General features: G+C 56.4%; 20 protein-coding genes. 15 read left to right on the top strand and 5 right to left on the bottom strand.

Annotated elements, in window-relative coordinates:
- Window positions 1-243 precede the first annotated feature (243 nt).
- The 5 genes from WEB54_RS03515 (at window position 244) to WEB54_RS03495 (ending at window position 6252) form a co-directional block, all read left to right on the top strand.
- Window positions 244-1821: an ABC transporter ATP-binding protein gene (locus WEB54_RS03515; protein WP_368053293.1), complete on the top strand. Its 1578-nt coding sequence runs from the start codon at window positions 244-246 to the stop codon at window positions 1819-1821.
- Window positions 1818-2948, top strand: coding sequence for an ABC transporter permease (locus WEB54_RS03510; RefSeq protein WP_368053291.1), 1131 nt, complete (start codon window positions 1818-1820; stop codon window positions 2946-2948). The genes WEB54_RS03515 and WEB54_RS03510 overlap by 4 nt, the downstream gene beginning before the upstream one ends.
- A gap of 2 nt (window positions 2949-2950) precedes the next feature.
- Window positions 2951-3937, top strand: a complete 987-nt coding sequence (locus tag WEB54_RS03505; RefSeq protein ID WP_368053289.1) for an ABC transporter permease — start codon at window positions 2951-2953, stop codon at window positions 3935-3937.
- Between the two features lie 174 nt (window positions 3938-4111).
- Window positions 4112-5041, top strand: coding sequence for an isopenicillin N synthase family dioxygenase (locus tag WEB54_RS03500; RefSeq protein WP_368053287.1), 930 nt, complete (start codon window positions 4112-4114; stop codon window positions 5039-5041).
- A 314-nt stretch (window positions 5042-5355) separates the two neighbouring features.
- On the top strand, window positions 5356-6252 hold the full coding sequence (locus WEB54_RS03495; RefSeq protein WP_368053285.1) for an aspartoacylase: 897 nt from the start codon (window positions 5356-5358) through the stop codon (window positions 6250-6252).
- 131 nt (window positions 6253-6383) lie between these two features.
- On the opposite strand, the gene WEB54_RS03490 is transcribed toward WEB54_RS03495, so the two are convergent.
- Window positions 6384-6632, bottom strand: coding sequence for an accessory factor UbiK family protein (locus WEB54_RS03490; RefSeq protein ID WP_368053283.1), 249 nt, complete (start codon window positions 6630-6632; stop codon window positions 6384-6386).
- Window positions 6633-6926: 294 nt separating this feature from the next.
- Here WEB54_RS03490 and glnK (WEB54_RS03485) point away from each other — a divergent pair, with 294 nt between their 5' ends.
- From glnK (WEB54_RS03485) to glnK (WEB54_RS03475), 3 genes are all read left to right on the top strand, one after another.
- Entirely contained in the window at window positions 6927-7265 is a 339-nt protein-coding gene (glnK, locus tag WEB54_RS03485; protein ID WP_028670788.1) for a P-II family nitrogen regulator, read from the top strand.
- Window positions 7266-7295: 30 nt separating this feature from the next.
- A complete protein-coding gene (locus WEB54_RS03480; protein WP_368053281.1) occupies window positions 7296-8501 on the top strand; it encodes an ammonium transporter in 1206 nt (401 codons plus the stop codon).
- 163 nt (window positions 8502-8664) lie between these two features.
- Window positions 8665-9003 carry a P-II family nitrogen regulator gene (glnK, locus tag WEB54_RS03475; protein ID WP_368053279.1) on the top strand — a complete coding sequence of 113 codons (339 nt, stop codon included), beginning with the start codon at window positions 8665-8667 and terminating at the stop codon, window positions 9001-9003.
- Between the two features lie 191 nt (window positions 9004-9194).
- Here glnK (WEB54_RS03475) and pspF read toward each other — a convergent pair whose 3' ends face one another.
- Window positions 9195-10190, bottom strand: a complete 996-nt coding sequence (gene pspF / locus WEB54_RS03470; RefSeq protein ID WP_368053277.1) for a phage shock protein operon transcriptional activator — start codon at window positions 10188-10190, stop codon at window positions 9195-9197.
- A gap of 217 nt (window positions 10191-10407) precedes the next feature.
- Here pspF and WEB54_RS03465 point away from each other — a divergent pair, with 217 nt between their 5' ends.
- The 6 genes from WEB54_RS03465 to WEB54_RS03440 all read left to right on the top strand — a co-directional run bounded on the left by WEB54_RS03465 (window position 10408) and on the right by WEB54_RS03440 (window position 14130).
- A complete protein-coding gene (locus WEB54_RS03465) occupies window positions 10408-10569 on the top strand; it encodes a hypothetical protein (RefSeq protein ID WP_368053275.1) in 162 nt (53 codons plus the stop codon).
- Window positions 10570-10634: 65 nt separating this feature from the next.
- Window positions 10635-11315, top strand: a complete 681-nt coding sequence (pspA, locus tag WEB54_RS03460; protein WP_368053273.1) for a phage shock protein PspA — start codon at window positions 10635-10637, stop codon at window positions 11313-11315.
- 42 nt (window positions 11316-11357) lie between these two features.
- The gene (gene pspB, locus WEB54_RS03455; RefSeq protein ID WP_127557669.1) at window positions 11358-11591 is read left to right on the top strand and encodes an envelope stress response membrane protein PspB; all 234 of its coding nucleotides are present in this window, start codon (window positions 11358-11360) and stop codon (window positions 11589-11591) included.
- Between the two features lie 18 nt (window positions 11592-11609).
- Window positions 11610-12047, top strand: coding sequence for a PspC domain-containing protein (locus WEB54_RS03450; protein ID WP_368053271.1), 438 nt, complete (start codon window positions 11610-11612; stop codon window positions 12045-12047).
- A 287-nt stretch (window positions 12048-12334) separates the two neighbouring features.
- The gene (locus WEB54_RS03445; protein ID WP_368053269.1) at window positions 12335-12889 is read left to right on the top strand and encodes a hypothetical protein; all 555 of its coding nucleotides are present in this window, start codon (window positions 12335-12337) and stop codon (window positions 12887-12889) included.
- A 230-nt stretch (window positions 12890-13119) separates the two neighbouring features.
- Entirely contained in the window at window positions 13120-14130 is a 1011-nt protein-coding gene (locus WEB54_RS03440; RefSeq protein ID WP_368053267.1) for a Gfo/Idh/MocA family protein, read from the top strand.
- On the opposite strand, the gene WEB54_RS03435 is transcribed toward WEB54_RS03440, so the two are convergent.
- Both WEB54_RS03435 and WEB54_RS03430 read right to left on the bottom strand, forming a co-directional pair.
- Window positions 14103-14945 carry a substrate-binding periplasmic protein gene (locus tag WEB54_RS03435; RefSeq protein ID WP_368053265.1) on the bottom strand — a complete coding sequence of 281 codons (843 nt, stop codon included), beginning with the start codon at window positions 14943-14945 and terminating at the stop codon, window positions 14103-14105. The two genes, WEB54_RS03440 and WEB54_RS03435, sit on opposite strands and share 28 nt — an antisense overlap.
- Before the next feature lie 82 nt (window positions 14946-15027).
- Complete coding sequence (locus WEB54_RS03430) at window positions 15028-16716, bottom strand: alpha-glucosidase (protein WP_368053263.1); 1689 nt, start codon at window positions 16714-16716, stop codon at window positions 15028-15030.
- Between the two features lie 477 nt (window positions 16717-17193).
- Here WEB54_RS03430 and WEB54_RS03425 point away from each other — a divergent pair, with 477 nt between their 5' ends.
- On the top strand, window positions 17194-17667 hold the full coding sequence (locus WEB54_RS03425; protein ID WP_368053261.1) for a hypothetical protein: 474 nt from the start codon (window positions 17194-17196) through the stop codon (window positions 17665-17667).
- A 284-nt stretch (window positions 17668-17951) separates the two neighbouring features.
- On the opposite strand, the gene WEB54_RS03420 is transcribed toward WEB54_RS03425, so the two are convergent.
- Window positions 17952-19643 (bottom strand): acyl-CoA dehydrogenase family protein, encoded by a 1692-nt coding sequence (locus tag WEB54_RS03420; RefSeq protein WP_368053259.1) that lies wholly within the window; start codon window positions 19641-19643, stop codon window positions 17952-17954.
- Window positions 19644-19875: the final 232 nt, after the last annotated feature.

Here is a 19875-nt window from a genome sequence, read left to right as displayed (position 1 = left end):
GATGCCGAAGTTAAGCCTACATGGAGGTATTCACGGCGCCCCCGCAGGAGCAGCCCCGCCATCCGCCGCGGATTCAAGGCGATGCAGCCAATTCGAACGTCGAAACTTGAGTTATTCACGCCAGCCCTTTGGGGAGGGCGGAGCCCGGTTCGGACGATTTCCATACCGGGTGAGACCTGTCGCATGTTCGGCTATTCTCAAAACATACAGCGTTTCCATTAACCTCTACTGACCGGGTGACCCATGACTGCCCAGATCCACTCTGCTGCAGAATACGCCCTTGAGCTGCGCGGCATCGACAAGCACTTTGGTGCGGTACACGCCAATAAAAACATCGACCTGAAGGTCGAAAAAGGCACCATCCACGGTATCGTCGGCGAAAACGGTGCTGGTAAATCCACACTGATGAGCATCATTTACGGTTTTTACGAAGCCGATAAAGGCGACATTGCCATCGATGGCCGGGTGCTGAAAATCAGAGACTCCAAAACCGCCATTGCGTCCGGTATTGGCATGGTCCACCAGCATTTCATGCTGATTCAGAATTTCACCGCGTTGGAAAACGTTATTCTGGGCGCCGAAAGCGGTGAATTGATAGACGACAGCCTCGATAAGGCACGCGCCGAGCTGAACCGGTTGTCGGAAGAGTTTGGCCTTTCGGTACCATTGGATCAGCCCGTCGAGGAATTGTCGGTCGGGTTTCAGCAGCGCATTGAAATTCTCAAGGCTCTGTATCGGGGTGCCCGTATCCTGATTCTGGACGAACCGACCGGCGTGCTGACGCCCCAGGAAACCGAGCATTTGTTCAAAGTGCTTGATTCGCTGAAAGCCCAGGGCACGACGGTGATTCTGATCACTCACAAACTGCGTGAAATTCTGGCCGCGACCGATAATGTTTCGGTCATGCGTCGTGGTGAAATGGTAGCCCATGTGAAGACCGCAGAAACCAACCAGGAAGAACTGGCTGAACTGATGGTTGGGCGTAAGGTGCTGTTGCAGGTCGACAAAGGCGATTCAACACCTGGGGACTTCAAACTGTCGGTCCGTAACCTGAGCATGACCGACAGCGCCGGTGTCAAACGTCTCGACAACGTCTCACTGAGCGTGCGCGCCGGTGAGATCGTCGGCATTGCCGGGGTATCGGGAAACGGCCAGTCCGAGCTGCTGGAAACCCTGGCGGGCATTACCCCGGTCGACACCGGTACTATCGATCTGAACGGCCACACCCTGGATGCCGAGCACCCCATGAACCCGTCGCAGGTGCGCCATGCTGGTATCGGGCACATTCCTGAAGACCGGCATCGGATGGGGCTGATCAATACATTTTCAGCTTACGAAGCCTTCGTGCTGGGTTATCACCGCAATGCGGAATACAACGGTACAGTGCAGATGAATCAGGCTGCCATTATTGCCGATTGCCAGGAAAAGATGGAGCGCTGGGACGTGCGTCCTCAGGATCCATACCTGAAAACGGCCAATTTTTCCGGTGGGAACCAACAGAAGCTGGTCATTGCTCGTGAAATTGAACAGAACCCCGATGTCTTGCTGATCGGGCAGCCGACCCGGGGTGTCGATATTGGTGCGATTGAATCCATTCACCAGCGCATTCTGGATATGCGCGATGCGGGTAAAGCGATTTTGCTGGTCTCGGTTGAGCTGGATGAAATTCGCTCGCTGGCGGATCGGATTCTGGTGATGTTCGACGGCACCATCGTCGGCGAAGTCCCGGCCGACAAGGCCGATGAACGTACCCTCGGCCTGATGATGGCCAATATTGTTCCTGATGAAATCAAGGCGTTGCAGTCGGAGGAACCCGCATGAGCCAACAGCGTATACCTGCCTGGATTACCGTCGGGGTCATTCCTCTGGCCAACGTGGCGATGGCTGCTCTGGTCGCCGCTCTGGTGTTCTGGTATCTGGATATTAATCCGCTCGATGCGTTGCAGGCCATGGTCTATGGCGCCTTTGGCAGCTCTTATGGCTGGGGCTATACCCTCTACTACATGACCAGCTACATCTTTACTGGTTTGGCTGTGGCCGTCGTGTTCCAAGCCGGAATGTTCAACATTGGCGGTGAAGGCCAAGCCTATATTGGTGCGCTGGGCGTGGGCCTGGTTTGCCTTGGGCTGGGCGGTCATGTGCCGTTAATCGTGTTACTGCCGATCAGTATTATTGCGGCGTTTGTATTCGGTGGTTTGTGGGCGCTGATTCCGGCCTGGCTGCAGGCCAAGCGTGGCTCTCACATCGTAATCACCACGATTATGTTTAATTTCATCGCCGCCTCGATGATGAACTATATTCTGATCAACTTTCTAAAGCCGTCCGGAACCATGTCGGTGGAAAGTGCGGTGTTTGATCCATCTTCCTGGATTCCGAAGATGCATGAAACGCTGGCGCTGATTGGCATTTCCATCGACCGGTCGCCGCTTAACCTGTCGATGTTCTGGGCGTTGTTTGTCGCTTTTGCGGTCTGGGTATTTCTGTGGCGCACGCGTTGGGGCTATGAGGTCCGGGCCATGGGCAGCAACGCATCCGGTGCCAAATACGGCGGTATCAGTATTCCTAAAACAGTCATCATGATCATGCTGATCGGCGGTGGTCTGGCCGGTTTCATGGCATTGAACGTGGTGCAGGGCGAAGCTCATCAGATCAAACTGAATCTGGTCAATCAGATGGGCTTTACTGGCATTGCCGTGGCGCTGATGGGCCGCAACCATCCTTTTGGTATTGTACTGGCCAGCCTGCTGTTCGGGTTTCTAACCCAGGGTGGCAGTGAGCTGCAGTTTGAATATTCGGTGGACGCACGCATCGTGGTGGTGTTGCAAGGGCTGGTTATCCTGTTCTCGGGCGCACTGCAGAACATGATGAAGCATCCGATTGAACGGCTCTATTTGCGATTGTCGAGTCATCGCAGAAAGACCTCTGAAGAACTCGCGGCGGAGGCCTGATCATGGAAGCATTCGACAACATTATTCTGATTCTTGACGCCACCCTGCGTAACGCCACGCCGCTGATTTTCGCAGCACTGGCGGGGATGTTTTCCGAACGGTCGGGCATTGTGAACATTGCCCTTGAGGGCAAAATTCTGATCAGTGCCTTCGCCGGTGCCTCTGCTGCCTACTACACCGGATCTCCCTGGATGGGGCTGCTGGCCGGCATGATGGCTTCCGTGGTGTTCGCCCAGTTGCACGCCTTCGCGACGGTCACACACAACGGTGACCATGTGGTGTCCGGTTTGGCGATTAACATTCTGGCTGCTGGCCTGACGGCCGCCGTGGGCAACTACTGGTTCAGCCAGGGCGGGAATACCCCCAACCTGGTCAGCCGTGCCGAAGAATTAAACGCCCGGTTCGAGCCGATTGTGCTGCCATTCGCCGATGCATTGGCGGATGTGCCGATTATCGGGGGTATTTATTCAGAACTGCTCAGTGGTCACTACATACTGGTGTACCTGGCCTTTTTGGCGGTGCCTCTGTGCTGGTTTGTTCTGTTCCGTACCCGTTTCGGGTTGCGTTTACGTGCCACCGGTGAGAACCCCCAGGCGGTCGACACTGCCGGTATTTCTGTGACTCAGGTACGCTATCTGGCATTGCTGGTCTGTGGTTTGCTGGCCGGGTTTGCCGGTGTTTACCTGTCGGTCGCACTGACCGCTCAGTTCTCGCCGAACATGAGTGCCGGTAAGGGTTATATGGCACTGGCAGCGCTGATTTTTGGCAAGTGGCGGCCGAAAACTACCATGCTGGCCTGCCTGTTGTTTGGGGCGTTGCAAGCCATTGCGGACCGCAGCCAGGGTGCCATTATCCTGGGCTTTGAAGTGCCGGTGCAGTTGGTAGAAGCGCTGCCGTATATTCTGACTGTCGTGCTTCTGGGCGGCTTTATTGGCCGTGCCGTTGCACCCAAGGCCATTGGTAAACCTTACGTGAAAGAACGTGCCTGATCGGGCCGGGTGAACCCGGGTTCGAACAGTCACACACCTGAGATAAGAAGGCGGACAACCGCCTCACCCGAGATTGATTCGGGATCTCGCTGAGACCATCCCCCGCAGCGGCATTGCGTTCGCAGCGGAGGATAACCGTATTATCAGGCATTGCCTGAACGAGAGACTGCCGATATGAACACCATTCCTACGCTCGATCTACGCCGTTTTAAAACCGACCCGGAAGGCTTTGTTCAGGAAATGGGCGCGGCCTATCAGGCCTGGGGCTTTGCCGGTATCACCGGCCATGGCATTGATGCCTCGGTTGCGATTAACGCCCTGCGCGCGGCCGAAAATGTATTTGCCTTGCCCGATGCGACCAAGAAAACCTATTTCAAGAACAACGGTGGCACCCGGGGTTACACCCCCTTTGGTACCGAGATTGCCAAAAACGCCGAACACGTCGACCTGAAAGAATTCTGGCATGTGGGTCGCGAGATCGACGGCGAACCGCCGCACAAAGACCTGACGCCGAATGTCTGGCCGGAAGAAGTGCCCGAGTTCAAAGACGCCATGCTGCGGCTTTACTATGAACTGGATGCCCTGTCGCAGGAGTTGTTGCAGGCGTTTGCTCTGTTTATTGGCGAAGACCGGCATTACTTTGATGAGAAAGTGAACTACGGCAACAGCATTCTGCGGCCGTTGCATTATCCTCCGATTACCGACCCCAACCTGCCCAATGTACGTGCCGGTGCTCATGAAGACATCAACCTGATCACTTTGTTGGTCGGCTCCGAGCAGGAAGGGCTTGAAGTTAAAAACATGCGTGGTGAGTGGGTCGGTATCTCGATGATTGAAGGCACCATCATCTGCAACGTGGGCGATATGCTGCAGCGGTTAACCAATCATGTACTGCCGTCGACCACGCACCGTGTTGTAAACCCCAAAGGTGAAGCCGGCAAGGTATCGCGCTATTCGATCCCGTTCTTCGTACACCCGAACCCGGGAACTTCACTTGATGCGTTGCCGCAGTGTGTAACCGAAGACAACCCGAAACGCTACCCGCCGATTACCAGTGACGAGTACCTGATGGAGCGGTTGCGCCAGATTGGGCTGGTTAAGTAATTTTAGGTGTAGAGTTCTCGGGAATCAGAGTGCCAGGTGCCGGGTGTACTATCTGGGGAAGTCCGCAGCATGGATGCTGCGGTCTAGGCCCCATGGATGGGTCCACGCCGACCCCAGATAGGTACACCCGGTGCCTGGCACGGATTTTTGGCACCAAGGTAAAGCCGAACCCTACGTTGAGTAACACCCCACCAATGCCGTTTTTGACCCATCTCACCTGCCGCCTTTGGCAGGCTGAGTGAGGTGGGGGATTGGCTTTTTCTCCAAGTCCCTCATACTGGGTGTGAGAATACAGCCACGCCAACAGGTGACCCATGTCCACAACCCCGATCAAACACGTTGCCATCACCGGCGGTACCCACGGTAACGAGCTTACCGGGGTGCATTTGCTCAAACACTGGCGCAATAATCCTGAAGAGATTTGCCGTGACGGGCTGGTCACCGAGTTGCATCTGGCCAACCCGAAGGCCAATGGGTGTAACCGGCGGTATCTGGATCAGGATCTGAACCGTCAGTTCAACTGGGACGACCTGTCGGACCACAGCCTCTGTGGTTACGAGCATAACCGGGCCAAATCACTGAACACCCTGCTTGGGCCCAAAGATGCCCCCCGGGTCGATTTCATTATCGATCTGCACACCACAACGGCCAACATGGGTACCACCCTGGTCATTAAGTCTGATGATGCGCTGGTGGTTGGTATGGCGTTCTACGTTAAACAGCAGATGCCGGAGGTAACGCTGTTTTACGAGCCGGAAGACCGGATGAGCGACAACTTCCTGATCTCGCTGGCGAAGCATCACGGGCTGCTGGTCGAAGTAGGGCCGGTGCCCCAGGGTATGTTGCGCTGGGATGTGTTTGACCAGACCCGCCAGGCCACCCTTCACTGCCTGGATTTTCTGGCGGCGGTGCGACGCGGTGACGAGCCTGATTTGCCGGAGAGCCTGGCGGGGTTTCAGTACGTCGACAAGCTGAAGCTGCCCGAGAACGAGCGGGGCGAACTGACGGCGATGATTCACCCCGACCGGCAGGATGCCGATTATCAGCCAATTAAACCCGGTGATCCGCTGTTTATGACTTTCGACGGGGAATCCATTAACTATGAAGGCACCGAGACACTCTATGGGGCTTTTATTAATGAAGCGGCTTATTATGATCAGCACATCGGTTTGAGCCTGATGCGCAAAATCGACATTCGGTTGCCGGGTTAAATCTGCACCCTCTCCCAGTAACACCTTGCTTTCCCAGTGCACAACGTTGTCGGGCTGGTGGGTATAGCCCATCAGCAAGCCCGCGTAGCCCAACTCCAGCTTCCGACCGGTGTTATCCCACTCCAATTCAGTCACGGCTTGAGCCGGTTTTCCAGGTCCGCCAGTTGTTTTTCAAGTTCTGCCAGTTGCTCGCGTGTTCGTTGCAGGACAGCCTGTTGCGCCTCGAACTCTTCACGGCTGACAACATCCAGTTTGCTCAGCTGGGCTTGCACCAGGCTGCGCATGTTCTGGCGCAGTTCACCCCGGGCTTGCTGGCCCTGGCTGAACAGTTCGCTCGCCTGTCGGCTGATCTGATCGAGTAGGTCCTCGGGCAGTTTCATATCAGTGCTCCATCAGAGTGCTTTCTCATCGCACACTTATTGTGCAGTGCTTCATTTTAGTGCGTCAAAAGGCAGTTTGTGACGCAGTTCAATAGCTAACTGCTTGATTTTAAACGGTTAGTCGAGTTGGCACGGGCTTCGCTATATACCTTCACGGATGAAACCAATCGCAGCCAACCGTTGCATTGGACATTGTAACTCGGGTGACCGGCCGCCGCACTGATCGTGGCGGCCAATGCCCTCGGGCCGGTGCTGATGATCAGCGCAACGGTGGAACCAACAGGAGTGAACGACATGAAACTCGTATCAGCCATTATCAAGCCTTTTAAGTTGGACGATGTCCGCGAAGCGCTCTCTGAAATCGGCGTTCAGGGCATTACCGTGACTGAAGTGAAAGGCTTCGGTCGTCAGAAAGGCCACACCGAACTTTATCGCGGTGCGGAGTACGTGGTGGATTTTCTGCCCAAGGTAAAGGTCGAGGTCGGTATTTCCGATGAACTGCTCGATCGTGCCATCGAATCAATTACCAAGGCCGCCAACACCGGAAAAATCGGTGACGGCAAGATCTTTGTGACCCCGCTGGAACAGGCGATTCGCATTCGTACCGGCGAAACTGGCAACGACGCGATCTAGGCCGGGTTGATTAACGGGAGAGACTGAACAATGAACGAATTGACGCAAGTACAATACGCACTCGATACCTTTTACTTCTTGATCTGTGGCGCTCTGGTCATGTGGATGGCGGCGGGCTTCTCGATGCTCGAAGCCGGTTTGGTCCGGGCCAAGAACACCACTGAAATTCTGACCAAGAACGTAGCGCTGTACGCCATTTCCTGCACCATGTACCTGATTTGCGGTTACGCCATCATGTACGACGGTGGCTTCTTCCTGACCGGTATTACTGAGATTGGCGATGGCTACTACTCACCGTCTTCCGACTTCTTCTTCCAGGTGGTGTTCGTGGCCACGGCCATGTCGATCATCTCCGGTGCCGTTGCCGAGCGGATGAAGCTGTGGGCTTTCCTGGTGTTCGCCGTTGTTATGACCGGGGTTATTTACCCAATGGAAGGTTCCTGGACCTGGGGTGGCCAGCCAGTATTTGGTATGTACTCACTGAACCTATCCGATTTCGCGGGCTCCGGTATCGTCCACATGGCCGGTGCGGCCGCTGCATTGGCTGGGGTTCTGCTGCTGGGTGCCCGTAAAGGCAAGTATGGCAAGAACGGTGAAGTCAACGCGATTCCGGGCTCCAACCTGCCGCTGGCCACCCTGGGTACCTTCATCCTGTGGATGGGCTGGTTCGGCTTTAACGGTGGTTCAGTGCTGAAAGTCGCTGACGCCGAAAGCGCCAACGCCGTTGCTATCGTATTCATGAACACCAATGCCGCGGCCGCTGGCGGTGCTATCGCAGCCCTGATTCTGGCCCGCATCTGGTTCAAGAAAGCAGACTTGACCATGGCCCTGAACGGCGCACTGGCTGGCCTGGTCGCCATCACGGCTGAACCTTCTACGCCAACGCCGCTGGTGGCCACCATCTTCGGTGCCCTGGGTGGCTTGCTGGTTGTCTTCAGCATCGTAACGCTCGACAAACTGAAGATTGATGACCCGGTTGGTGCCATCTCCGTACACGGTGTTGTCGGTCTGCTGGGCCTATTGCTGGTGCCGATCACCAACCCCGATGCAACCTTCTCCGGCCAGATCGTTGGCGCGCTGACCATCTTTATCTGGGTATTCGTTGCCTCGCTGGTTGTCTGGGGCATCCTCAAGGCCGTTATGGGCATTCGCGTCAGCGAAGAAGAAGAGTACGAAGGCGTCGACATTGCTGAATGTGGCATGGACGCTTACCCGGAATTCACCGGTTCCAAGTGATCCCGGGCAAAACAGTCTGAACTTCAAAAAGGGTCTTCGAGCCCTTTTTTATTGCTCGGGTAAACGGGGCCTAAGTTTTGACAGGTGTTTAACTTGAACGGCCAGACCGGTAAGGTATGCTCATAGCACCTGTCGGCTATTCCGTTACTCTGAGGAGTTCAGCATGAAGCTTGTAACTGCCATTATTAAACCGTTCAAACTCGACGATGTTCGTGAATCCCTCTCTGAAGTGGGTGTTCAGGGCATCACCGTGACCGAGGTCAAGGGTTTTGGTCGCCAGAAGGGCCACACCGAGCTGTATCGCGGCGCCGAATACGTGGTCGACTTCCTGCCCAAGATCAAACTCGAAGTCGCCATCGACGATACCAAGGTGGAGTCCGTCATCGAAGCGATCTCCAAAGCCGCCAACACCGGCAAGATCGGCGACGGCAAGATTTTCGTCTCGTCACTGGAGCAAGTCATCCGCATCCGCACCGGCGAGACGGGCGAAGACGCGGTTTAATAGCCCCAGTTTTGGTGTATTGCCCTGAACCCGCGCTGGGTGTCAGGGTTGCGCCTGCGGGGGCGCCGTGAATACGTCCGTGTAGGCTTATCTTCGGCATCCATGCCTCAGATACCCCCTTAGACGCAACCCTGCCACCCAGCGCTAGCCTTATTACATACTCCGGCAAATGCATGGCAATTTTGTCCCTCCTAAATACTGGCTTTAGGTTTTTTCTCTATCAGCCCATGCTTACGCAACTGGCTGCGAAATTGATGGTAACTAAGCCCAAGCGCTTCAGCGGCGCGCCCCTGGTGGTGGCCATTTGCATCCAGCGCGCCTTCCAGTAACGCCACTTCGTAACGATTGACCTGTTCACTGAAACCCTCGCTTGGGTTGGCTGAAAAGCCGGTTTCCGGTGTGGGTTGCCAGGGTGAGTGAAAGGGGTCGAGCACCAGGTCGTCGATCGGTTCCAGTTCATTTCCCCAGCGGTAGACGCTGCGCTCGATGGCGTTTTTGAGTTCACGGACATTTCCGTAAAACGGGTGGCTGCTGAGTTTCTCAAGTGCCCGATCGGTAAACCCCGGAAATACCTCCCAGCCCAGTTCACTACTCATTTGAATACCAAACTGATCAGCGAGCAGGGTGATGTCGTCGTGCCGGTGGCGCAATGGCGGGAGCGTCAGTACATCGAATGCCAGCCGGTCGAGCAGGTCGGCGCGGAAGCGGTTTTCCGCTGCCATTTCCGGCAGGTTTTCGTTGGTGGCGGCGATGATGCGCACATCGACGGTCAGCGTTTGCTGGCCGCCGAGGCGTTCGAACTCTCCATATTCAATTAGGCGCAGTAGTTTTTCTTGTAACGCCTGCGACATATTGCCCACTTCATCGAGAAACAGAGTGCCTTCATGGGCCCGTTCGAAGCGGCCTTTATGCAGACGGGTGGCGCCGGTAAAGGCGCCGGGTTCATAGCCGAACAGATCGGCATCGAGCAGGGATTCGCTGATGGAGCCGCAATTGATTTTCAGAAACGGCTGCTGCCAGCGTTGCGACAGAAAATGCAGGCGTTCGGCGATCAGTTCCTTGCCGGTGCCCCGTTCGCCGATAACCAGTACCGGCCGGTTCAGTGCGGCAACCTGGGACACCCGGTCGAGCAGGTCAGACAAGGCCGGGCTTTCACCAAGGATTCTCTGCGGACTGCGCTCGGTCATACCTTTCCTTTTTATATTAGCTTTTATGGCTAAATAAATTAGCCATAAAAGCTAATAAAGTCTAGTGCGGCTTGAGGTGAAGTTCATAAAGTTTATATAAATCAATGAGTTACTGACTTGGCACGGTATCTGTAATAAACAAGGTGTAACGCAAACAATCACTGACAATATGTTGTAGCCAGGGATTATCAGGACCAAAGAGGGACAGGATATGTTCATGTTGAACCCGCGCGCACCGCTGTATATGGGCATGATTACGCTGAGTACCGCCCTGGCCGCGGTGTCGCACCCGGGCATCGGGGTATTGACCTTCGTCTGGATGACGTTGCTCTACGAGAGCATCACGCATCTGTTCGGTAGATCGTCAGGCGAACAGTGAATCGGCGCTGGACGATGTTTCCAGCCTGGGTAATTTCAACTATTTGGCAAACAGGAGCACGTATTATGGGTATTTTTTCGAGACTGACCGACATCATCAATTCCAATCTGACCGCCTTGCTGGACCGCGCCGAAGATCCGCAGAAGATGATTCGGCTGATCATTCAGGAGATGGAAGAAACGCTGGTGGAAGTGCGGAGCAGTTCAGCGCGTATCATCGCCGACAAGAAAGACGCCCAGCGCCGGTTCGACCGTTTGCATGCGGAAGTCGCTGAATGGGAAGCCAAGGCCACACTGGCGCTGGAGAAAAATCGCGAAGATCTGGCCCGCGCTGCCCTGGCGGAAAAGCAGGTGCTGCAGGAGGAAGAGGCTATCATTGAGCAGGAATTCAAGGCGCTGGATGAACATTTGAAGCAGCTGTCCGGTGAGATAGGGCAACTGCAACAAAAGTTGACCGATGCCAAAGCGAAGCAAAAAACCATGGTCATGCGGCATCAGACGGTGTCGAGCCGGCGCCGGGCCAAGGAGCAGTTGTCGCGTGAATCGTTGCAGGACGCCTTTGATAAATTCGAGCGCTACGAGCGCCGTATGGATTCGATGGAAAGCGAGATCGAGGCGATGGATCTGGGCAAGGGTGAACGCACTGATCTGGCCAGTGAGATCGATAGCCTGGTCCGGGACGACAGCATCAACCTGGAACTGGAACGGCTGAAAGCCAAAATGAAAAACCGCCCGGAACAAAACTGAGCCCCGGGCTGACCGGTCCGGTCGGCTCACAAGGAGTAAGACATGCATTTTTTTGAATTTTTGTTTGTCCCGACCATTCTGTTTCTGGTGGTGGTGATGCCGATCTGGCTGGTGCTGGACTACCGTCACAAAGGGCGTACTCGACAAGGTCTGTCGGAAGATGATCAGGTAAAACTGGACGACCTGTTGCGTACCCTCGATAAGGTCGTCGACCGGGTCGATGCCCTGGAAGGCATTTTGGATGAACGCAGCCCCCGCTGGAAGCGAGAACGCTAACGCGTCGGAGAGACTCTCATGACTAAGAAAGAATTCTGGCAGCGCCGCCGTGACGGCTTTGGCATGAACCTGTACCGGAACAAGAAAGACGGTTGGTTGGGCGGTGTGTGCGCGGGTCTGGCCGACCATTTTAACATCGAACCCTGGATCGCCCGTCTCATTGTCGTGGCCGGCTTCATGTTCTTCGGTTTCCTGACCGTGCTGGCGTATATAGGCGCCTGCGTCGCCATGGCGCCGCGCCCCAAAGGCCCGGTTCAACAGGAATTTCAATACGATGAAAACAGCCATCAGGACCGGCCCCGTAACTTGTTTCGTTACGGGGAGAGCCCAGGTGAGCGATTGAGTACAGCCCAGGAACGGCTGAACCGGACGTTAAGCCGGGTCGAACGGATGGAGCGGTATGTCACCTCCAAGCGATACGAGCTCGACCGGGAGTTCTCAAAGATTCAGGACTGACCGGCTCTGGCCCGCACGGGTGCATTGCGGTAAAGTGCGGCCAGCTCATTCAAGCTCGTTTGCTAATTACTTAAGTTTCGACGTTTGCTACTCATTGAGTGCCAGGTGCCAGGTGCCGGGTGTGCCTATCCCGGGAAGTCTGAAACATGGATGTTTCAGTCTAGGCCCCATGGAAGGGTTTACGCCGACCCCGGATAGGCACACCCGGTACCTGGCACGGACTCCAGGTACCGAAGTTAGCCGGAACAGTGAAACTCGCGTATTAGCCTGTTTAAGAGAACCCCGCTGTGATGCACCGCTCCGATGACTCGTCAGCCGACCCATCCGAGGTCACCGGCTGGCGCGACGCCATACGCCGACCCACCTTCTGGGTCGTGGTTGTTTTACTGATTGGTTTTGCCTACCTGCAATGGCCAACCCGCCTGAAACCAGTCGATCAGCCGGACTACGTGACCACCACCGTGAAAGACTCCGTGACGGTTGAATGGGAAGCCGCCCCCAGTGCACAGCCGGGTGCAGAATCTGATGCCTGGTTTCTGCGCCGTCGGGGTATGGATTTCCTGGTACAGTCGGGTGATCTGACTGAGCCCTTGTCTGAGCTGGCAGAACAGATGCTGGAGACCGACCGGCAACAGGTAGCGGGGGATGTGTATGAACCGCTGCAAAGCAGTGAGTCAGCCGCTCGCTATGCCCTGTATGATGCTGAAAACCGCATTCAGCGGCACCGGCTTTACGCCGTCGATTCGAGCTGGATTAAAATTTCCGTATTGTACAAAGGCCAGAATGAAGAACGCGAAGCCCGGGCGCAGCGATTTATGAATCGGGTTACTCGGGTTCAGTAGCTCGGGTTTCGGAGTTCGGTTTGGCTGTATTGCCAAGAGTCCGTGCCAGGCACCGGATATGCCTCTCCGGGGGTCGGCGTAAATCCGTCCATGGAGCCTAGACCGCAGGATCCCTCCTGCGGACTACCCCGGAGAGGCATACCCGGCACCTGGGACTCGATCCGTGGCAAACTCCGAAACTCAAGCATTTACAACAAAGGCGGTTCCAAGCGGCCAAAGGAGTGACCTGAATGACGTCTGACCCCTCAACTTTGAACTATCGCTGGGCCGTTATCGGCACGGGTGGCATGGCCGATCAGTTTGTGGCTGATGCCCGCCATGGCAGCGGGGGCCGATTTGTCGCTGTCTGTTCACGCAGCCAGCAAAGCGCCCAGACGTTCGCCGACCGTCACGGTCTGGAACAGGCTTATGCTGATTTGAATACGATGCTGGCCAGGGGCGATATCGATGTCGTTTATATTGCCAGCCCGCACACTCAACATTTCGCGCAGGCACAAGCTGCGATGCAGGCGGGTAAGGCAGTACTGGTTGAAAAACCGGCGACCCTGAATGCAGCCCAGACAAAGACGCTCTATGACACCGCCGAGCGGTGCCAGGTGCTGTGTGTGGAAGCGCTTTGGACCCGGTTTAGCCCAGTGTACCGGTCGATCCTGGCGAATCTGGAATCTGGTCGGATCGGCGCGGTGAAACAGTGCCAGGCCAGTTTTGGTTTTGCGGCACCGGCCGACCCCAGCCACCGCTTGAATGACCCTGCACTCGCCGGTGGAGCGTTGCTCGACATCGGCATTTACCCGCTGTTGTTACCCCTGGATTTGTTCGGTTCACCGGAGTCGATCGAGGGTGACGTGACGCTGGGTAACAGTGGGGTCGATCGCTCGGCTGACCTGGTGTTGAGCTTCGCCGGTGGTGCCCGGGCATCGCTGTCGTACAGCCTGGACTTTCCGTTACCGACCGAGGCCGCCATCTGTGGCGAAAACGGTTGGGTGAACATCAAAGCGCCCTGGTTTGCCAGCCAGGCGGCACGCTGGCAAGTAGGTAAGGCGCCGGTCAGTCAGCAGCAGTACCTCTTGCTGGGCCGTGGCTATCACTATGAATTCAGTGCGGTTAACCGCAGTTTGGCGGCCGGGTTACTACAATGCGAAGAACACAGCTGGGCCGATTCGCTGGCGCTGGCTGAGGTAATGGACCGCATTCGCAAGCGTTGGGGGCCAGATTACGGCACGGAACTGGAAGGTATCTGACGTGGATAGATAATCGACAGGTAGTCATCGATAAACCGAGCGTATTCGTTATCCCGCTGTAGCTCCGCCAGAGCCTGGTTTAAGGTTGCAATCAATGCCGCAGATCCGGCCTGATTGCGCGGCGCTATAAAGTGCATCGACAGGGTTTCCACCGGAAAGGACAGTGCCCGAATAGCCGAATGTGGCACACCCGCATTGCGCAGCAGCTCGCGTGCCACGTAGCGGTTGATCTTGACGAAGTCGGCCTCGCCCGATTGCAGCATGGCAAAGCAACTGGGCAGGTCGGGTGGGGTGATCCGGGTGATGGCCCCGCTTTGCACCAGTTCATTCAGCACAAAACCATGGGCGAAGCCTTCCGGCAGGCACAGCGTCAGCCCGGCCAGGTCTTCTGGCCTGCGGGCGTTGATAGTGCTCGATTGATCGACATAGGCAAAGGAACTGACGGTAAACAGGGGTTCGGAGAATAAAAAGCCAGCCAGGCGCTCTTGTGACTGAATGTAGGGGAAGGTTCCAGCGTAGTCGCCATTCAGGGCTGCCTGGTACCCTTCTGTCCAACTGAGCACATCAACGTTAACCGGTTGCTTCATCTGCTCGAACAGGTAGGTCACCAGATGCGTCGCCAGGCCGCCCTCGGGCAGGTTTTGGTCGGAGAACGGCGCATAATGATCCCCGGTTACCAGTTTCAGAGTAGTGGCCTGCTCTGCGGTCGCAATGGTGGGTGAAAACAACACCGCAATGCCCAGTGCCAACCCGGGAAACATCCTCTGGGCGACACGTTCACAGCAGGCTGAGGTAGCGTTCGAGGTATCTGACATTGCACTTACTGTTGCCGTTCGTTATCGGATCAATCGTTAGTATAACGCCCCCGGCAATGACTAGCGCAATTATTCCAGCGTGTTACGCCGGACCGGCCTGATACACCCGTGCCTCGTATGGCCTCAGCACCCCCGGCAAGACCGGCTGGTCAGCGGTTTGATTGCCCAGTACAAGCCTTGCCTCCACCAGCTGCAGTGCCGCTGGCTCGAAACGTGCTGGCGCATCGCTCAAGTTGCACATCACCACAAACTGCCTGTCTGCGGTTCGGCGGTAGGCAAAAATCTGTGGGTGGTTATCGAACAGCAGGTCGTATTGTCCGTAGATCAGGGTGGGGTGTTCGCGGCGCAGCCGAATCAGTTGCTGGTAGTAGGCCAGCACGGAATCGGGGTCTTGCTGTTGGGCGGCGACGTTGATGTACCGGGCGTTCGGGTTCACCGCCAACCAGGGCGTGCCGGTGGTGAAACCACCGTGCTTGCTGCCGTCCCATTGCATCGGGGTGCGTGCATTGTCGCGAGCGTTGTCGCGAATGCTGGTTAGAATGTCCTCCTCGCCCCAGCCCTGTTCGCGGCGCTGCCAGGCCAGGTTGTGAATGGCAACGTCGTCGAATTGTTGCAGTTCAGTGAAGGGGTAGTTGGTCATCCCCAGTTCCTGGCCCTGGTAAATAAAGGGCGTGCCCTGCATCAGGAAATACAGGGTGGCGATGGCAGTGGCACTTTCGCGTCTGTAGTGTTCATCGTCACCCCAGGTTGAAACGATGCGCGGTATGTCGTGATTTTCGACAAACAAGGCGTTCCAGCCGCGACCTTCCAGCCCTTTTTGCCAGCGTGTCAGCACCTGTTTCAGGCGCGGTAGGTCGAGCCCGACGGCGCCGTCGGTTTGCCAGAGTTTGAGCTGTTCAAACTGAAACAGCATGTTGAAATTGCGCTTCTCCGGGGCGACCCATTCTGGCGCCTCGTCGACGGAGACACCATTGGCTTCGCCGACGGTCATGATGTCATAGTGGGCAAAGGTGTTGGAGCACAGGTCACTGATGTAATCCATGACGCCGTCGACATTCATATGGCCGGCGGCGGAGGGCACGGTCGGTAGGCCTTTGGGATTCGGCATGTCCGGCAAACCGGGCTGCTTGCGAATGTGGGAGATGGCGTCAATCCGAAAGCCGTCGACCCCTTTGTCGAGCCACCAGCGCACCATGTCATAGAGTGCGGCGCGCATGTCGGTGTTTTCCCAGTTCAGGTCGGGCTGTTTGCGCGAGAACACGTGCATGAAATATTCGTCGGTTGCGTCGTCATGCTCCCACACCGATTCGTTAAAAATGCTTTCCCAGTTATTGGGTGGCTGGTCATCTTTGCCTTCGCGCCAGATATACCAGTCGCGTTTCGGGTTGGTTTTTGACGAACGCGATTCGAGAAACCAGGGGTGTTCATCACTGCTGTGGTTCAACACCAGATCGAGCAAGATGTGCAATCCACGTTTATGGGCTTCGTCAAGCAGGCGATCAAAGTCGGCCATGGTGCCGAAGTCATCCATAATGCCCTGGTAGTCGCTGATGTCATAACCGTTGTCGTCATTGGGTGACGAGAAAATCGGGCACAACCAAAGCACCGTAACGCCAAGTTCCCGCAAATAGTCGAGCTTGCTGATGATGCCATTCAGGTCACCAATGCCATCGCCATTGCTGTCCATAAAGCTGCGCGGATAAATCTGGTACACCACGGCTTCTTTCCACCAGGTGCGATCGGATGTCTGAGTTGGGAAAGCTGTATTCAAGAGGTGTTCCTGTGAGATTAGAGCGTTGCGTTAAGTTGGCTGGTGATAATGACCCGCCAGGTTAAACAAGTGCGGGTCTGTGGTTGCTTTTGACCTATCGGCTGGAAGTCGTGCCAGACACTGGGTGGACCTATCCGGGGTCGGCGTAGATCCATCCATGGAGCCTAGGCCGCAGCATCCATGCTGCGGACTACCCCGGATAGGCCCACCCAGCGCCTGGCACTTGGAGTGTCATCAAATATAACTCTATAAATCCAAATAGAGGGTCAACTCCGACAGACCTCGAAATCAAGTTGAGCGCAGAGTAATGAAGCTACCCCGAAAAATGAAGACTCCATTGCTCAATCCTGTGCAGAATCAACCCTACAAAGGGCGGCATAACCAAGCGGTCAGGGTGTGACTATTGTGAGGCGGGTCCTGAACAAACTACACCTGAATGGGTATACTCAGGGTTCATTCATCCGTTAAGGAAGACCCATGAAACCTATTGCAAAGCTCACCGCAGGCCTGTTTATCGCTTCCCTGGCCCCCTTGGCATTGGCTGAGCCCGATCCTGATCTGCTGGTGGGCACCTGGAACTGTGATTACTCGGAAACCACCGATGGCGTGGAACTCGATATGCAGTTAAAGGTTAGTTACCGCGCCGACCGCTCTGCTGAGTATGACATGACCATGAACATGGAGGTACCGTCGATGGACCCGATGAATCTGGGTGTCACCGGCAGCGGCAATTGGTCGTTGCAGGGCGATCAGCTGACCACGACCACCACAGAGGTCAGCGCCGTCAACCTGGGTGAACCCAACCCCATGGTGGATATGATGATCCCGCAAATGGAAGCCGGCATGATGCAGGAGGCCGAGTCGGTCAGCACCATAGTTGAGCTGACCCGGAACCGTCTGGTTGAGCGGACCAATGAAGCCGATGCGACAATGGTGACCTGTACTCGTTAGTGGTTTGCGCCTGCCAATGGATATATCTTTCCAGTATCCCAAGTTAACCGCCAAACTAAGTGTTGGCTGCCGGGTATGCCTAAGCGGGGGAGTCCGCAACATGGACTAAAACGCCAGGAGCGTTTTAGCATGAGCGCAGCGAGCCCGAAGGGTGAATCCCATGGATGGGATTCATATCATGCGGTCTAGGCCCCATGGACGGGTTCACGCCGACCCCGATTAGGCATACCCGGTAGTCAGCACGGACTTCCTGGCACTGAATTGGACCGTGCCGCAGGCAGCCACTAGCTCATCACGGGTACCGCCCGGTCAATGATCTTCTTGCAGTTTATTCCCGTGGGTAGTCCACCCAGATTGACTTGGGTGCCGGGGGTTAGCCGTGAGGCGATGAAAGCGTCGGCGATGTCGGGGTCGCCGTGGCGTAGTAGGATGCTGGCCTGGAGGGCCAGTGCCATCGGGTCGACCAAGGCCCGGGCCCGGTATTCCAGATCGTTGGTGTTGGCCCAGTCGCGTTGTAATTGGTTGAGGTGGGCATCGTATTGGGGCGATTGGGTTCTGGCCTGATCCAGCTCTTGGAACAGGGCGGTCAGGGCGTCCGGTGTTTTTTGTACGGCGCGCAGCACATCCAGGCATTGAATGTTGCCTGAGCCTTCCCAGATGGCGTTGACCGGAGCTTCACGATACAGCCTTGGCAGAACGTTTTCTTCGACATAGCCCACCCCGCCTATGCATTCCATCGCCTCATAGGTCAGGTGTGGGGTGCGCTTGCAGACCCAGTATTTGCCGATCGGGTTGGTCAGTCTCGCCAGCAGGTTTTCGTGTTCAGAATCAGCCGCCTGGTCCAGTGAATGGCCGATTCGCAAGGCGAGTGAGAGCGCCGCCTCGGACTCAATGGCAAGGTCGGCCAGCACGTTTTGCATCAGCGGCTGGTCGTGCAGGGGCTTGCCGAAGGCTGACCGGCCCGAGGTGTGGTGCAGGGCCTGGGCGGTGGCGGCGCGGATCAGGGCGGCGGAGCCGACGGTGCAGTCGAAGCGGGTCATCGCGACCATCTCGATAATGGTCGGTACACCCCGGCCTTCGTCGCCGAGCAGCCAGGCTTCGGCACCGCGGAATTCGATTTCCGAGGAGGCGTTGGAACGATTGCCGAGCTTGTCTTTCAGGCGTTGAATGAACAGGGCGTTCTTGCTTCCATCGGGCCGCCAGCGTGGCAGCAGGAAGCAGGACAGTCCGGCTTCTGTGTGTGCCAGGGTCAGGAAGGCATCGCACATCGGGGCTGAGCAGAACCATTTATGGCCAATCAGTTGGTAGCGTTCACCGGGGCCTCGTTTGCTGATCGGATAGGCGCGGGTGGTGTTGGCGCGCACGTCGGAGCCGCCCTGTTTTTCCGTCATCGCCATGCCGATGGTGAGCCCTGCTTTCTCAAAAAACGGCACATTTCTCGGGTCGTAGTGGCGCGCGGTAATTTTCGGTAGCCAGTCTTTGGCAACCGACTCTGTGCCAGCAATGGCGGGTACCGCGGCGAAGGTCATGGTCAGCGGGCAGGCGGAGCCAGCATCGGCGTGCATGTGCAGATATTCAAGCCCGGCCCGGGCGACGTGCGCTCCAGCTTTAGGTTCCCGCCAGGGCAGGGACGGAACGCCCGCTTCGACGGCGGTTTTCATCAGTTCATGATAGGCCGGGTGAAACCGAACCTCGTCAATGCGCTGGCCGAATCGGTCGTGAGAGTGGAACGTCGGTTCGACGGTGTTGGCGGCGAAGCCGGCCTCGATCAAATCGCCACCACAGCGCGCGCCGTAGGCGGTCAGTTCGGGTTTAGCCCAGCCGCCACCAAACACGCCAATCCAGTGTTGCAGCGCCTGGTCGCTTTGGTAGAGGTTGTAATCGGCCAGAGGGGCGGGCTGATTGAAAACCTCGTGAGTATTCGGCTGAGCCAGGTGCTGGTCGCGGTTAAACGGTGGCTGTTTGGTGTTAGTCATAACCGGTAATTCCTGTCTGTATTCGGTGGCTATGGTCCGCGTCGGTTACCGGTGGTGCCTCTGCGGGGTCGGCGTGAATCCGAATATGGAGCCTAGCCCGCAGAGGCACCACCGGCACCCGCTGCTCGTAATGTGCCACCTCCGAAATTTCACTTTTAGTATAGTCCTGTGATCGAATTGACACGAATACCCTGGTTGCGCCCCTGTTGGCGACCCCTGCTTTCGGTATACT

This window comes from Saccharospirillum sp. (genome assembly GCF_040881935.1).
Lineage (GTDB): Bacteria > Pseudomonadota > Gammaproteobacteria > Pseudomonadales > Natronospirillaceae > Saccharospirillum.
Note: the sequence above shows the minus strand (reverse complement) of the source record. Positions and strands in the feature narration are given on the sequence as shown.